At 70.9% G+C, this 15,194-nt stretch carries 13 protein-coding genes; 7 read left to right on the top strand and 6 right to left on the bottom strand.

All coding sequences use genetic code 11. The features are described from left to right. Positions 1 to 33 precede the first annotated feature (33 nt). Complete coding sequence (locus tag I596_RS09725) at positions 34 to 3,306, bottom strand: S41 family peptidase (RefSeq protein WP_083965493.1); 3,273 nt, start codon at positions 3,304 to 3,306, stop codon at positions 34 to 36. A 204-nt stretch (positions 3,307 to 3,510) separates the two neighbouring features. On the opposite strand from I596_RS09725, the gene I596_RS09720 reads away from it, so the two are divergent. Then, entirely contained in the window at positions 3,511 to 3,924 is a 414-nt protein-coding gene (locus tag I596_RS09720) for a DUF6491 family protein (RefSeq protein WP_067647063.1), read from the top strand. 4 nt (positions 3,925 to 3,928) lie between these two features. Here I596_RS09720 and def read toward each other — a convergent pair whose 3' ends face one another. The 5 genes from def to I596_RS09695 are packed head-to-tail and all read right to left on the bottom strand — an operon-like array spanning position 3,929 to position 6,828. After that, positions 3,929 to 4,465 carry a peptide deformylase gene (gene def, locus I596_RS09715; protein WP_067647060.1) on the bottom strand — a complete coding sequence of 179 codons (537 nt, stop codon included), beginning with the start codon at positions 4,463 to 4,465 and terminating at the stop codon, positions 3,929 to 3,931. Positions 4,466 to 4,487: 22 nt separating this feature from the next. Then, positions 4,488 to 4,754 (bottom strand): oxidative damage protection protein, encoded by a 267-nt coding sequence (locus I596_RS09710; RefSeq protein WP_067647057.1) that lies wholly within the window; start codon positions 4,752 to 4,754, stop codon positions 4,488 to 4,490. After that, complete coding sequence (gene mutY, locus I596_RS09705) at positions 4,742 to 5,794, bottom strand: A/G-specific adenine glycosylase (RefSeq protein ID WP_067647052.1); 1,053 nt, start codon at positions 5,792 to 5,794, stop codon at positions 4,742 to 4,744. The genes I596_RS09710 and mutY overlap by 13 nt, the downstream gene beginning before the upstream one ends. Continuing rightward, entirely contained in the window at positions 5,791 to 6,501 is a 711-nt protein-coding gene (locus I596_RS18965; protein WP_067647048.1) for an AsmA family protein, read from the bottom strand. The genes mutY and I596_RS18965 overlap by 4 nt, the downstream gene beginning before the upstream one ends. A gap of 12 nt (positions 6,502 to 6,513) precedes the next feature. Continuing rightward, positions 6,514 to 6,828: a hypothetical protein gene (locus I596_RS09695; protein WP_067647046.1), complete on the bottom strand. Its 315-nt coding sequence runs from the start codon at positions 6,826 to 6,828 to the stop codon at positions 6,514 to 6,516. Positions 6,829 to 7,074: 246 nt separating this feature from the next. Between I596_RS09695 and I596_RS09690 the strand changes: the two genes are divergently transcribed. The 6 genes from I596_RS09690 (at position 7,075) to I596_RS09665 (ending at position 15,187) form a co-directional block, all read left to right on the top strand. Next, positions 7,075 to 8,034: a sodium:calcium antiporter gene (locus tag I596_RS09690; protein ID WP_067647043.1), complete on the top strand. Its 960-nt coding sequence runs from the start codon at positions 7,075 to 7,077 to the stop codon at positions 8,032 to 8,034. A 34-nt stretch (positions 8,035 to 8,068) separates the two neighbouring features. After that, positions 8,069 to 9,121 carry a sensor histidine kinase gene (locus tag I596_RS09685; protein WP_067647040.1) on the top strand — a complete coding sequence of 351 codons (1,053 nt, stop codon included), beginning with the start codon at positions 8,069 to 8,071 and terminating at the stop codon, positions 9,119 to 9,121. 15 nt (positions 9,122 to 9,136) lie between these two features. Continuing rightward, the gene (locus I596_RS09680) at positions 9,137 to 10,075 is read left to right on the top strand and encodes a response regulator (protein ID WP_067647037.1); all 939 of its coding nucleotides are present in this window, start codon (positions 9,137 to 9,139) and stop codon (positions 10,073 to 10,075) included. After that, the gene (locus I596_RS09675; RefSeq protein WP_067647035.1) at positions 10,075 to 10,962 is read left to right on the top strand and encodes an NAD-dependent epimerase/dehydratase family protein; all 888 of its coding nucleotides are present in this window, start codon (positions 10,075 to 10,077) and stop codon (positions 10,960 to 10,962) included. The genes I596_RS09680 and I596_RS09675 overlap by 1 nt, the downstream gene beginning before the upstream one ends. A 141-nt stretch (positions 10,963 to 11,103) precedes the next feature. Then, positions 11,104 to 13,260, top strand: coding sequence for an Ig-like domain-containing protein (locus I596_RS09670; RefSeq protein WP_067647033.1), 2,157 nt, complete (start codon positions 11,104 to 11,106; stop codon positions 13,258 to 13,260). Between the two features lie 28 nt (positions 13,261 to 13,288). Beyond that, positions 13,289 to 15,187: a DUF1302 domain-containing protein gene (locus tag I596_RS09665; RefSeq protein ID WP_067647031.1), complete on the top strand. Its 1,899-nt coding sequence runs from the start codon at positions 13,289 to 13,291 to the stop codon at positions 15,185 to 15,187. The last annotated feature ends 7 nt before the right edge of the window (positions 15,188 to 15,194 follow it).

Below are 15,194 nucleotides of genomic sequence, written 5' to 3'. Positions count from 1 at the left end.
GCGCGCCGTTGCCGGCACGCCCGGTCGGACCAGCTAGCGCTTGGCTGAGGCCTGCGGCTCGCCGAAATCGGTCGGTGGCGGCGGTGCCGTCACCCGCTGCGCCGGCTGGCGCTCGAGCTCGGCCAGCAGCACCTCCACCGCCTTCTCGATGCTCGGGTCGCGGCCGGCGGCGATTGCCTCCGGCCGGTCGATGACCTCGATGTCCGGGCTGACGCCCTCGTTCTCGACCGCCCAGCGGCCATCCGTGCCGAGGAAGCGGAACGTCGCCGCCAGGATCGAGCCGCCGTCGGCCAGCGACGGATTGCCGGAGATGCCGATCAGGCCGCCCCAGGTGCGCGTGCCGATGACCTTGCCGAGGCCGAGCTTCTTGAAGTAGTACGGGAAGGCATCGCCGCCGGAGCTGGACAGGCCGTTGGTCAGCATCGCCTTCGGGCCGGTGTGCGACAGCAGCGGCGTCGCCTGCGGGTCGAGCCCGCGCCGCTTCCAGTAGTTCAGCGGCTGGCGCGCGACCAGCTCGATCATGCGGTCGGGGATGAAGCCGCCGCCGTTGTAGCGGTCGTCGATGATCAGCGCGTCCTTGTCGGCATAGGCCAGCATGCCCTTGAACAGCTCGCGGTTGCCTTCGACCGCGGTGTTGGGCACGTGGATGTAGCCGATGCGGCCGCCGGAGAGGCGATCGACCAGCGCGCGGCGCGAGGCGACCCAGTCCAGATAGCGAAGGCCGAGCTCGGAGGTGATCGTGCGCACACGCACCTCGCGGCTGCCGGCGGCGGCGGGCTTGCCGTTGATCCGCAGCACCACGTCCACCTCGCCCTTGTTCTGCAGCAGCTGGTAGACGTTCTTGACGCTGCGCGCGTCGACGCCGTCGACCGCGATCAGGAACTCGCCCGGCTTGACCGCGACACCCGGCTCGGCCAGCGGCGAGCGCGAATACGGGTTCCAGTTCTCGCCCGGGTAGATACGGGCGATGCGGAAGTAGCCGGAGGCGTCGGCCTCGAACTCGGCGCCGAGCAGGCCGCCGGCGCGCCGCTCGATCTTCGGCTCGTCGCCCTGCTGGACGTAGACATGGCCGGCGTTGGCCTCGCCGGCGATCTCCTGCAGCAGGTAGTCCAGGTCCTGCCGCGAGGCGACGTGGTCGACCAGCGGCGCGTACTTGGCGCGGATCGCGTTCCAGCGCTCGATGCCGCCGTGCACGCCGGGGTCGTAGAACCAGTCGCGCAGGATGCGCCAGCCGTCGACGAACTGCTGCCGCCACTCGCGCCGCGGATCGACCAGCAGCTGCATGCGCGCCAGGTCCACCGTTCCCTTGGCGAAATCCTGGTCCGGCTTGGGCTCGATCAGCGCGAACTTGTCGCGCTGCTGGACCAGCAGCAGCTTGCCGTCGCCGCTCAGGCGGTAGTTTCCGGCGCCGCGCACTACCGTGCTGTCCTTGTCGGCCTCCAGCGGCAGCATGCGCAGATCGATCGCGCTGCCGCCGCGGTCACTGCCGGCGGCGATGTAGAACACCGCCTCGGACGTGGCCGACAGGCCGCGGTAGTTGCCGGCCGGCGCCTTCAGCGCCTGCTCGCGGCCGATCAGGCCGTCCACATCGATGCGCACGGCCGGCGGCGTCTTGGCGCCGTCCTTCTTCTTTTCGTCCTTGGGCGACGGGGCCGCGGCCGCCTTTGCGTCGTCGCGATACAGCGCCGGGCCGTCGGCGGCCAGGCTCACCGCGTAGATGCGCGTGGCATTGGTGTAGAGATAGTTCTGCTCGTAGGCGCTGAAGGTGAGGTTGTAGTCGCGGTTGGACAGGAAGTAGAGCCGGCGGCCCTGCGGGTCGAACGCGGGGCTGTTGGCGCTGGACGCGGCCGAGGTCGCCGGATGGCGCGTGCCGTCCTTGAGCGAGTAGAGCCAGATCCGCGTCAGGTTGTTGTCCGCTTCCAGCGTGTAGGCGAGCCAGCGGCCGTCGGGCGACCAGGTGTACTCGGTGATGTCGTCGTTGCGGCTGGTGTCCACGTCGGTGGTCTTGCCGCTGGCGACGTCGACGATGCGCAGCCGCTGCTGCTTGTCGGCATAGGCGATGTGCCTGCCGTCCGGCGAGAACAGCGGCGCGAAGCGCCAGATGCCACCGTCGCGCGTCAGCTGCTTGGGTGCGCCGCCGTCGGTCGGCTGCAGGTACAGCTCGTACTCGCCGGTGGCGTCGGACAGGTAGGCGAAGCTGCGGCCGTCCGGCGCCAGCGTGACGCCGATCTCGCGCGCGTCGGGCGTCTGCGAGAGGTTGGTCACGTCGCGGTTCTTGCCGCTGACCCGGAACACCTCGCCACGGGCCGCGAACAGCAGCGTGCCGCCGTCCGCGGTCAGGTCGTAGGAGTCGACCTGGCCGGCGACGTTCTTCCAGGCCGGCACGGTCTGCGGGAAGTCGCCGGCCACGCGGATCGGGATCTCGCGCGCCTGGCCGCTGGCCGGGTCGAAATGCCAGAGGCCGCCGCCCTTCTCGAACACGATCGCGTCGCGGCCGGCGCTCGGCCAGAGCACGTCGAAGTCGGTGAAGTGGGTCAGCTGCCGCGGCTCGCCGCCGCCGGCCGGCATCTGGAACAGGTTGACCGTGTAGTTGCGGTCGGAGGTGAAGTAGATCGTGTCGCCGATCCACATCGGCTGGTTGTCGCTGGCCGGGTCGTCGGTCAGGCGCTGGGAGGTGTTGTTGACCAGGTCATAGGTCCACACGTCCTGCGCGCGGCCGCCGCGATAGCGCTTCCAGCTGCGGAACTCGCGGTCGATCGGCGTGTAGACGAAGTGGTTGCCGTCCGGTGACAGCATGCCGCCGCCGGTTTCCGGCACCGCCAGCGGGCGTTCCATGCCGCCCGCGAACGGCACCAGGTACGGCCGCCCACCGCGGTCGTCGGTGGGTACGCGGTTGGCGCGGACGAGGATGTTGGCGCCGTCAGGCGTCCAGTCGAGCACGCGGTAGTCGGTGCCGCCGCGCGGGGGCTGCGCGCCGACGTCGTTGTACCAGGTCAGCTGCCGCGGCGCGCCGCCGGCGGTCGGGATCACGTAGACCTGCCGCGTGCCGTCGTACTCGGCCGAGAACGCGATCCAGCGGCAGTCCGGCGAGAACTTCGGATACAGCTCGCGTCCCTCGTGCGAGGTCAGGCGCAGGGCGGTCCCGCCGGTCGCGGCGGCCGTGTAGATGTCGCCGGCATGGACGAAGGCCACCGTCTCGCCGCAGATGTCCGGGAAGCGCAGCAGCCCCGTGGTGCCGGGAGGGACCGCCTGGACGGTGGGCGCGGCGGCGAGGGCGAGAACGATCGGGACGGCAAGACGGCGCATCGGTGGCTCCAGGACGAACGAGCCGGCGATTGTAGTCGCAGCCCGCCGGGTGGCAGTGGGCCGAAAGCCATGCCCGGGCCGGCAACGGGGCGTGACCGTGCGCTCGCTGCGCTGCAACGAAACCGCGCTCCCGCCAGTCTGAGACAATGGCCGATGTGGCCTTGCAGCCGGCCGCGAAGGCTCGCCCCTCAACGGAAAACCGCCATGTTCTCCCGCACGCTGTTCGCGTCATCCGTTTTCCTCATGGCCGCCCTGTCCGGCGGCGCCCAGGCGCAGAGCGACGAAATCCTCCAGCGCAACCTCGACAAGTACCTGGCCTATGCCGGCCCGCCCGTCGACTCGTTCCAGTTCTTCAAGCTCGACCAGTGGGAGCGCGTCGGGCGCTACCAGGTGGTGGTCTGGACCCGGGTCAGCGAAGCGTACCTGCTGACCGTCGATCCGCCGTGCCGCGAACTGGAATGGGCCAAGGCGATCGGCGTGACGTCCTCGGCCAATACGGTCAACCGCCGTTTCGATTCGGTCCTCGCGTCCGGCGAGCGCTGCCGGATCGAGGAGATCCGGCCGATCGACTACAAGCGCCTGCGCAAGGACGAGATGGCCGGCGCGCGCGGCGGCTGAGCGGTCAGTCGTCGGCGCCCGGGTCGAGCCCCGGGAACAGCACCTCGGTATAGCCGAACTTGGTCCAGTCGCTGATCCGCGACGGATAGAGCCGGCCGATCAGGTGGTCGCATTCGTGCTGGACCACGCGGGCGTGGAAGCCTTCGGCGATGCGCTCGATCGGATCGCCCTGCGGGTCGCGGCCGGTGTAACGGATGGCGCGGTAGCGGTCCACCGCGCCGCGCAGCCCCGGCACCGACAGGCAGCCCTCCCAGCCTTCCTCGGTCTCGGGCGAAAGCGGGGTGATGACGGGATTGGCGAGGATCGTCCGCGGCACCGCCGGCGCATCCGGATAGCGCTCGGACCGCTCGAAGCCGAAGATCACCAACTGCAGGTCGACACCGATCTGCGGCGCCGCCAAGCCGACGCCGCCGGCCGCATGCATGGTGTCGAAGAGGTCGGCGATCAGCGTGTCGAGTCCGCCGCCGAACAAGGCTTCGGGCACCGGCTGGGCGATACGCAGCAGCCGCGGATCGCCCATCTTGAGGATCGGATGGATCATGCCGGGCCGCGCTTCGCCGCGTTCACTCGGGGACGTAGCCGGCCGGCTTCTCGGCGCCGCCGCCGAAGAAGTACTTCTCCATCTCGCCGGCCAGGAAGGTACGGGTCTTGGGATCGAGCGGGTTCAGGCGGTTCTCGTTGATCAGCATCGTCTGGTGCGCCAGCCACTCGGCCCAGGCCGGCTTGGACACCTGTTCGAAGACGCGCCGGCCCAGCTCGCCCGGCCAGGGGGCGAAATCCAGGCCCTCGGCCTCGCGGCCGAGCTTCACGCAATGGATCATTCGGGGCATGTTTCCAGTTTCTCGAGCAATCTGCGCACGGGCGCAGGAAGGCCGAGTGTCGCCCATTCGGCCGCATCGAACCAGCCGTGCTCGGGCGCGTCGGCGACCGCCGCCGTCGTCGCGTCGGCGTCGAACACCAGCGGCGTGACGTTCAGCCGGAAATGGCTGAAGACGTGCTCGAACGGCGGCAGCCGTACCTGCGCCTCGCGGACGCCGCCGGTGCGCCGGCGCAGGGTCTCGGCGGCGGCGGACGGATCGTCGGTTTCCGGCAGGCTCCACAGCTGCGCCCACACACCGGTCGGCGGACGGCGTTCCAGCAGGACACGCCGGTCGCCGGCACGGGCGATCAGCATCGTCGTGTGACGCAGCGGCAGCGTCCGCGCCGGCTTCGCGGCCGGCAGTTCGCGCGTGCGGTCTTCGCGGCGGGCGACGCAGTCCTCGGCGAGCGGGCAGGTCAGGCAGGTCGGACGCGCACGCGTGCACACGGTGGCGCCCAGGTCCATGATCGCCTGTGTGTAGTCGGCGACGCGCCGGTCCGGTGTCTGCGCCTCGGCGTGCCGCCAGAGCAGGGCCTGTACCGCCGTGCTGCCCGGCCAGCCGTCGACACCGTGGAAGCGGGCCAGCACGCGCTTGACGTTGCCGTCGAGGATCGCGTGGCGGTCGCCCCAGGCCTGGGCGAGGATCGCCGCGGCGGTCGAGCGGCCAATCCCCGGCAGGGCGGCCAGGGCATCGGCGTCGCGCGGCAGGTCGCCGCCGTGGTGTTCCACGCACAGTCCTGCGGCGCGATGCAGGTTGCGCGCGCGGCTGTAGTAGCCCAGTCCCGACCAGAGGCCGAGGACCGCATCCAGCGGCGCGGCGGCCAGGTCCGGCAGCGTCGGCAGGGCGGCGACGAAACGCTCGAAGTACGGGATGACCGTACGTACCTGGGTCTGCTGCAGCATGATCTCGCTCAGCCAGACCCGGTACGGCGTGCGCGGGTCCTGCCAGGGCAGGTCGTGGCGGCCGTGGTGCTCGAACCAGGCCAGCAGGCGCGGGGCGATCGCGTTCAATGGTCGCTCTTCGGTCCGGACGTGTCCGGATCGGGCTGCACTTCCAGGCGCAGGCCTTCGATGCGGGTGCCGTCGATTTCGATCGCGCGGACGCCGGCCTTGCCGGACAGCGGCGGAATCGCCTCGATCCGGCCACCCTCCCGCCGCCATTGCGCGAGCCAGGCGTCCAGTTCGCCGGCATGCTCCAGGTCCAGGTCGATCCCGGTGGCCAGCAGCGTCTCGCCGCGCTTCAGGCTGCCGTCGCGGATCTGCAGGCGGAATGCCGGCGTGCCGCCCGTTGCGGCCTCCGCCGGGCGCGTGGCCAGCCAGGACTCGAGCACGTCCAGATCCACCCGCGGCCGGTCGACGACGAGCCGCTCGATCGCCGGCGGGCGCTGCCACAGGCTGCGCCAGGGCAGGGCCAGCTCCAGGCGCTCGGCGGTGAACAGTGGTGCGTCGCCACCAGCCGGCCGGAGGTCCGGCGCAGCCAGCCGCAGCTCGAGGGTCGGCACCAGGCCGTAGCCGACGCTGCGCTCCAGCACCAGGTCCAGCCCCAGCCGGCTGCGGATCTGGTCGACGAGCACCCGCGTGACGATCGCCGGCCGCGCGGCATAGCCGATGGCGCCGGCGACGGCGGCGAGCAGGACGGCGGCGAGCAGCCAGCGGATCTTGCGCCGGCCAGGAAAGCGGGCACCGGATGGCGCCGGCGTAGCGGGGGGAGGTGTCACGAGCGCGTGGGTTCAGTCGAAGTGGAGCTGGTCGGCAACCTCGTAGAGCCGCACCAGCGGTTCCATGTCGAGCAGGTAGTCCGGATCGTTGGGATAGTAGACCGAGCGTTCGGGATTCTCGCCGGCGAAGCGGCGCACCGCATCCATCGAATCCCACAGCGAGACCAGCATGATCTCGCAATGCTCGCCCTGGTTGCGGCGCAGGACCGTGACGCCGCGGCTCCCGGGAATGCCGGCATAGGCCTTCAGGCCCGTCTCGCGCAGGTAGGCCAGGTAGGCATCGGCCTTGTCGACCGGCGTGATGCCGCGCCAGATCCGGGCGATCATCGTAACGTCTCCACGGGACGCCAAGGAAGCTCGATCTATCCACAGCGGCCGCCCGATGTCCAGACCGCGCGCAGCATGCGGGCAGGGCCCGGCCGTGGCGGCCGCTGCGTGAACGGCCACACGGGCGCAACGCGCGGGCTTGCGCAGGCGATCGTTCTGGCTTGAAATCGAGCTGGCTTGAAATCGAGCAGCGCCGCATCATCGGCGCCACCGCCAGCCGATACACTGCCTCCCGGGAGGGACGTCATGCTCAGTCAGCTCGGTATCTTCGTACTGGCCACGGTGTTGCTGGCGCTCGGCAACGACGCCTTCGTCCGTGGCGCCTCCGGCCTGTTGCTGAGGAGCGGCGCCAGGAGCTACGGCGTCGCGCTGGCGGCGACGGCGCTCGGGGTGCTGCTGCCGGCGCTGGCGGTGATCCTGGCTGCCGCATTCGACGACCAGCCGGAACTCGCGCTGGGCAGCCTGATCGGCGGCGGCATCGCGCAACTGGCCCTGATCCTCGGCCTGGCGGCGGTGGCGGCACCGCTGGTGGTGCGCCTGAAGCTGTTCCGCTGGGCCAATCCGGCCTTGATGGCCGCCATCGTGCTCCTGGGGCTGCTCGCGTTCGACGGGACGCTCGGCCGGATCGACGGCATCGTCCTGCTCGCCGGTTGGCTGGCGGTGATGATCGCGACCATCGTCTCCGCGCGGCGCGAGGATGCCTCGATCCGCAACGAGCTGGCGGCCGCGACCGGCACCTCGATGCTGGTCTGGCGCGACTCGCTGCGCGTCGTCGTCGGCGTGGTGATGCTGCCGTTCGCGGCCGTGTGGCTGGTGCGGTCCACCGCGGCGCTGGCCGTCGGCTGGGGCCTGGCGCCGGTGGTCGCCGGCTTGCTGCTGCTCGGCATCGCGGCGGCGCTCGCCAGCCTGCCGGCCGCACTGGTAGCGGCACGCCGCGGGCAGGGTGATTTCGTGGTCGCGCATGCGCTGGTGGCGGGACTGGGCAACGTCCTGCTGCTGGTGGGCGGGCTGGCTGCCTGGCAGCCGCTGGACGTCGCGCGCTCGCTGCAGCGGATCGAGATTCCGGTGCTGTTCGCGCTGGCCGTGGCGCTTTATCCGATGATGCGCAGCGACAGCGAGCTGTCCGGCCGCGAGGGCTGGGTGCTGGTCGCCGTGTTCGCGCTGTTCGTGGTCGGCGAGACGTTCCTGATCGGAGCCTGGTCGTGAGTACGCGCCGCGCCGTGCCGCGGAGGGTGGCGGCATGAGCCTGCTCGCCTGGGCCGGCTGGCTGGCGGCGGCGATCGCGCTCGTGGTGGCGGTGGCCCAGCGGCTCGCCCTGCGCCGCGAGGTCGCGCGCCGCGAAAGCCTGGAGCGCGGCAAGCAGGCGCTGGCCGCCGAGCTGGCCGAACTGGAGGCGCGGCAGGGCCAGGTGGCCCAGGTCGGTGGCTATGCCGGACTCGGCCAGCTGGCCGCCGGCGTCTGCCGCGAGATGGCGCGCCCGCTCGGCTTCGCGCGCAACAACGTGCAGCTGGCGAGCGGCCAGATCGCCGACTACCGCAAGCTGGTCAAGGCCTACGACGCTGCCGTGCAGTACTGCCTGCAGCCGGTCGAGCTGATCCTCGGCGCCGATCCGGCGAGCCTGGAGAACGTCATCCGGCACGTCGAAGGTGCGCGCAGCAAGCTGTTCCAGGCGCGCCAGAGCCTCGAGCGCAGCGCGTTCCTGGACGACGCCCGCGACCTGCTGGAAGACGCCGACACCGGCCTGGCGCGCCTGGACGGCATCGCGCGCGGGCTCGGCGCGCATGCCCGCAGCGAGCGGGAGGACGCCGAGTGGATCGACCTCAACGCCCTGGTCGACGCGGTGCTGAACGCGACCGGCCATCTGCGCGCCGACCGGATCGAGCTGCGCCGCCAGGCCGGCGACCTGCCGCGCCTGCGCGCGGTGCCGACCCAGCTCAGCCAGATGCTGATGAACCTGGTCACCAACGCGGTGCAGGCGATGCCGGCCAGCGGCCAGCTGCAGGTGGTCACGCGGCGCGGCGAGGCGGGCGCCGTCGAGATCGAGGTCGCCGACAGCGGCCACGGTATCGACGACGACGTGCTGGCGCGGATCTTCGAACCGTTCTTCACGACGCGCGCGGTGGGACAGGGGCTGGGCATCGGCCTGGCCGTCGTCCACCGTGTGGTCAAGCGGCATGGCGGGTCGGTCCGGGTGCACAGCTCGGCCGCGGGTTCGCGTTTCGTGGTCAGTCTGCCGGTGGAGGCCGCCCCCAATTCCGAGGTGCAGCCGGCCGAGCCGGCGGCTGCGGCCTGACCGGGGAGGGCTTCGATGGAGCCGTTGCGGATACTGGTCGTCGCCAGCGAGGCGCCGGTCGCGCGGACGCTCAAGGCGCTGCTGCGTGCCCATCAGGTGATCGTGGACGGCGCCGATGCCGCGGTCGCGACGGCCCGTGACCACGACGTCGACGTCGTCGTGTGCTGCGGGCGCTTCCCGGCCGGCGATGCCTCGCGCCTGCTGGCCGAGCTGCGGCTGGCACAGCCGCGGGCCGAACGCATCATGCTGATCGAGCGCGAGAGCTTCGCCGCCGTCGCCGCCGGCGTGAACGAGGGCGAGGTCTGGCATGTCGCGCCGGTGCCCTGGCCCAGCAACGATGTCCTGCAGGCGGTGGTCGCCGAAGCCGGTGCGGTCGCCCGCGCGGCCCCGGCACTGGCACCGGACCATGCCGGCGCGCAGGAGCAGGCCTGGGCGCGCAACCAGGTCGGCGTGCTCGTGGTCGAGGACGATCCGACGCTGCAGCAGCGCCTGCGCGAGCAATTGCAGGCGCGCTACCAGGTGCGTTTCGCCAATTCCGCCGAACGTGCGATCCACGCGATCGAGCAGTACGAGACCGGCGTGCTGTTCGTCGAGGTCGATTCGCGCCAAGGCGACCTCGGCGGCTGGCTGCAGGCGATCAAGGCGCATCAGCCGCAGATTCTCGCGATCGCGGCCTGCACGCGCCCCGATCCGGTACGCGCGATGGCCCTGGTCAACGAGGCCCGCGTGTTCCGCCTGCTGGCGCGTCCCCTGGACCTTCGTGTTTGCGAGCAGGCGATCGGCAGCGCGCTCGAGCGCTACCTGCAGATCAAGCGCAGTCCGGATGCCCTGCCGCGCCATGCCCTGGGCGCGGTCGCCGGCAGCCAGCCGGTGCTGCAGTTGCCGTCCGCCACGTTGCTGGCGCGAATCCGGGCACTGCCGGCGCGGCTGGCGCGACAGGCTGCCGTGCACTGATGCCGGTCGCCTTCGTCGTGGGCGCCGGCGGCCAGATCGGCCGCTTCCTGTTGCCGCGCCTGCTCGACGCGGGGTGGCAGGTGCTCGCGTTGAGCCGGCAGGCACGGCCTCCGTCGACGCACCCGCGCGTGAGCTGGGTGGTCGGCGATCTCTACGGCACGATGCCGGAGCTGCCGGCGGTGGACGCGGTGTTCGGCCTGGGGCCGCTCGACGGGCTGGCCGGCTGGCTGCCGGCCGCGCGCTGTGCCGGCATCGGCCGGGTCGTTGCGTTCGGCTCGATGAGCGCGGTCAGCAAGCGCGCATCGACCGACGCGTCGGAACGCCGGCTGGCCGCGCGCCTGCTGGCCGCCGAAGCCGCGCTGGCGGCCGAGGCCGCGCGGCGCGGCGCGGCCTGGACCGTGTTGCGGCCGACGCTGATCTACGGTGCCGGCATCGATCGCAGCCTGACGCCGATCGCGCGCTTCGCGCAGCGCAGCCGGTTGTTCCCGCGCCTGGTCGGCGGTGGCCGCGGGCTGCGCCAGCCGGTCCATGCCGAGGACCTCGCGACCGCCTGCCTGGCCGCGGCCCGCAGCCGGCAAAGCGACCGACGGATCTATCCGCTCGGCGGCGGCGAGCGCCTGCCGTTCGCGGCGATGCTCGAACGCATGCGCGAGGGCCTCGGCGTACGCACCGTGCCGCTGCCGCTGCCGGTACCACTGCTGCGGCAGGCGGCGCGCCTACGGCGCGGCCGCGACGGTGCCTATCGACTGGCGGCGGCGGTCGAGCGGCTGGCCGAGGACCTGGTCGCCGACAATGCCGCGGCGGTGGCCGAACTGGGCTGGTCGCCCCGCGCGTTCCGGCCTGACGCGGCGTGCTGGCGGCCGGCCGGGGAGGTGTTGAGGGGGTGACCATGCCATTGCGTATGGTGCGACGCAACATATTGAAGCAGCAACATTTTTTTTGAGAAGGCGCATTGCAAATCAAAGTCGCCAGCGCCTAAGATGCGACAGCCGACACGTCGCCTACAGAACACGAAGGGGAGGGGATTCATGCAGGCCCGATCGATTTTTGCGGTCGCATTGGCGACCGCGGTGCTGTCCGCGTGCAGCGGCGGCAGCAACAGTTCCCGCGGCAATCCGGTCAATCCACCGACCAACAACAACGGATCGCCCATCACCGGCATCATCACGGCGCGCTTCGATCCCAGCAACAGCGTCGTGCCGTCGCCGACCAATCTGCTGCTGTCGGGCACCACCGACCTGACGCTCAACATCCCCGTCCCCAATCCCAACGACTACTCCAATCCGCGCGTGGCGATCAACGCGCTCGACGGCTGGAGCACGGCGACCCCCTGGACCACGACCTTCTCGGCCGCGCCGGCACCGGCCAGCGTGGTCGCCGGGCAGAGCGTGCGCGTGTTCCAGGTGACGCTGACCGGCCCTGGCGGCGCGGTCACCGGCGTCACCCGCGAGCTGCAGTCGGGCACCGATTTCGTCGTGGCATTGCCCACGTCGGACGCCGCCGGCCGCACGCTGGCGATCGTGCCGACCCGCCCGCTCGCGCAGCTGACCTCGTACATGGCGGTGCTGACCGATGGCATCACCGACACCCGCGGCAATGACGCGACGCCGGACCAGACCTATTTCCTGAGCCAGCGCACCAGCCCGCTGTGCGTGGACGGGGTTTCCACCGAACCGCTGCTGCCCAACGCCACCGCGTGCGCGCTCGAGCCGGTACGCCGCTTGACCAATGCGCAGGAGGCGGCCGCCGCCGGCGCCGGCGTGCCGCGTGATCGCATCGTGCTGTCCTGGGTCGCGACCACGCAGAGCGTCACCCCGGTCATGCAGGCGGTGCGTGCGCGCGCCGCCGCGGCGCCGGCACCGGTCACGCGGACCGCGCCGACCGGCCTGACCCTGGCCGGGATCAACCCGGCGCTGCCGCCGGTGGCCGACGTCCACATCGGCGTGATCGACCTGGCGTACTACCTCAGCGCCCCGAGCGCCGACAATCCCACCGCGCCGCTCAACCGCTTCTGGCGCGCGGCGCCGGGCGCGTACGTGCCGCCATTCAACGCGGCCGGGCTCGACCCGACGTCCACCAACCTGACGTTCGCCAATCCGCTGCCGGTGGCGACCTCGACCCAGACCGTGCCGCTGGTGCTGACGGTGCCCAATGCCGCTTCCGGCCGCACGCGCCCCGCGGCCGGCTGGCCGATCGTGATCTACCAGCACGGCATCACCCGCAACCGCACCGATGCGTTCGCGGTGGCGGCGACGCTCGCCGCCCAGGGATTCGCGGTGATCGCGATCGATGCGCCGCTGCACGGCATCACCGACACCACCAGCCCGCTCTATGTCGGCAACACGCCGTTCGCGGCGCTCGGCGCGCGCGAGCGCACGTTCAACGTCGACTACGTCAACAACACCAGCGGCGCCGCCGGTCCCGACGGCGCGATCGATTCGTCGGGCACGCACTTCATCAACCTGACCAGCCTGCTGACCTCGCGCGACAACATCCGCCAGGCGGCCGCCGACCTGATCGCGCTGGCCAAGGCGGTGCCGTCGCTGCGCATCTCCAGCGGCGCCGGCACCGACTTCGACGGCGCGCGGATCAGCTTCGTCGGCCAGTCGCTCGGCGGCATCATCGGCACCGTCTTCATGGCGGTCGAACCGGGCGTGCAGACGGCGCTGCTCAACGTGCCGGGCGGCGGCATCGCGCGCCTGCTCGAAGCCTCGCCGACGTTCGGGCCGCGCATCCGCGCCGGGCTCGCCGCCTCGGCCGGCCTGCAGCCGGGCACGCCGGACTACGATGCGTTCTTCGGCGCGGCCCAGACCGTCATCGATTCGGCCGACCCGGTCAACTTCGCGTTCGCGACCGCCGGCAAGCGGCTGCTGCTGCAGGAAGTGGTCGGCGGCGGCGACGTGCTGCCCGACCAGGTGATTCCCAACAGCGTGGCCGGGGCCCCGCTGTCCGGCACCGAGCCGCTGATCCGCGCGCTCGGCCTGGCCTCGATCACCGCGACGACGCAGAACGCGGCCGGCATCCGCGGCGCGGTGCGCTTCACCCAGGGCGATCACGGCTCGCTGTTGAGCCCGGCAGCCTCGGCTGCGGCCACGGCGGAAATGCAGGGCGAGATGGCCAGCCTGCTGGTCAGCGGCGGCACCGCGGTGCAGGTCGCCAATCCTTCCGTCATCCGCACGCAGTAACCGACCGGGATCCTGGGGAGTCCACGCTATGAACAAGACGAACATCCAACGCGGATCGCGCGTAATCGGCCTCACGCCCAATGCGCTGGCGGCAGCGACGGTGCTGGCGCTGGCGGGCCTGGCCGGGCCGGCCGCCGCGATCAGCTTCGGCAGCGACGACGGTTTCCACGGCACGCTCAACACGACGCTGTCGTACGGCATTTCGGTACGCGTCCAGGACCGTGACTCGGACCTGATCGGCAAGGCCTTCTACGACCCCACCGTCAGCGCGCTCGGTCTCGGCAGCGAAGCCCAGCGCGCGGCGCGCGGCCGCTATTCGGTCAACGGCGACGACGGCAACCTCGCCTACGACCAGTGGGATCCGTTCTCCAATGCGGTCGGCGCCAACGTCGAGCTCAGCCTCAACTACGGCGCCAACTGGGGTGCGTTCATCCGTGCCTACGGCTTCTACGACTTCGAGAACAAGGACCGCGACAACCTCTCGCATGCAGCCAAGAACCGCGTCGGCACGCAGACCCGCATCTACGACGCGTTCCTGTTCAACAACTTCACGGCCGGCGACCAGACCGGCAGCTGGCGCGTCGGCAAGCAGGTGGTCAGCTGGGGCGAGAGCACGTTCATCCAGAACGGCATCAACGCGATCAACCCGGTCGACGTGTCGAAGCTGCGCGTCGCCGGCGCCGAGCTCAAGCAGGCGTTCCTGCCGGTCAACATGGTCTGGGGCTCGCTGAACCTGTCGGACCGCTTCTCGATCGAGGCGTTCTACCAGCTCGACTACGACGAGACCGATGCCGATCCGGTCGGCACGTACTTCTCGACCAACGACTTCGCGGTGATCGGCGGCCGTTACGTGATGCTGAACTTCGGCACGGTGCCGCAGCCGGTGATCAACCCGAACCTGTTCGATACGGTCTGCGTCAACGGCAACTACGGTGCCAGCGACACCGGCCTGCCGGCCAACCTCGTCGCGGCCGGCTGCTCCGCGGCGTTCCCGCGCAGCCCGACCCGCAAGCCGCAGGACGACGGGCAGGGCGGCATCGCGCTGCGCTACTTCGCCGACTGGCTCAACAACACCGAGTTCGGCTTCTACGCGATGCGGTACCACAGCCGCGTGCCGCTGATCAGCGGCTACGCGGTTAGGACGACCGCGCCCAATTCCGGCAGCTTCTTCACCGAGTATCCGGAAGGCATCCGCCTGTTCGGCCTGAGCTTCAACACGCTGCTCGAGCGCAGCGGCGTGGCGCTGCAGGGCGAGGTCAGCTATCGCCCGAACATGCCGTTCCAGATCGACGACGTGGAAATCCTGTTCGCCGGCCTGTCGCCGCTCAACGCGGTGATCCCGCAGCCGGCGATGCGGTTCCAGAGCCAGCTCGGCAACTTCCGCCCGGGCGAGGAGATCACCGGCTACCAGCGCGCCAAGCAGTGGCAGCTGCAGCTGACCGGCACCAAGGTGTTCGGGCCGGGCAACATCCTCGGCTCGGACCAGATCTCGCTGGTCGGCGAGGTGGGCTTCACCCAGGTCAGCCTGCCGCACGACATGCGCTTCAACGGCGACGGCACCGACACCGGCGGCGGCCCGGACGTCAACAGCGGCGGCCTGCGCAACCCGATCACCCAGGTCGGCGGCTTCCCGACCGACTTCTCGTGGGGCTACCGCGTCGCCGCGCGTGCCGACTACAACAACGTCTTCGGCAAGGCGATGAACCTGTCGCCGCGCATCGCGTTCAACCACGACGTCAACGGCACCTCGCCGGGACCGGGCGGCAACTTCCTCGAAGGGCGCAAGTCGGTCACGCTCGGCGCGGAACTGAGCTACATGAACCAGTGGGTGTTCGACGCCAGCTACACCAACTTCTTCGGTGGCGGCAGCTTCAACCTGATCAACGATCGCGACTTCGTCGCGCTGACGGCCAAGTATTCGTTCTGACGAGGAG

The sequence above is a fragment of the Dokdonella koreensis DS-123 genome (genome assembly GCF_001632775.1).
GTDB classification, from domain to species: domain Bacteria; phylum Pseudomonadota; class Gammaproteobacteria; order Xanthomonadales; family Rhodanobacteraceae; genus Dokdonella; species Dokdonella koreensis.
Note: the sequence above shows the minus strand (reverse complement) of the source record. Positions and strands in the feature narration are given on the sequence as shown.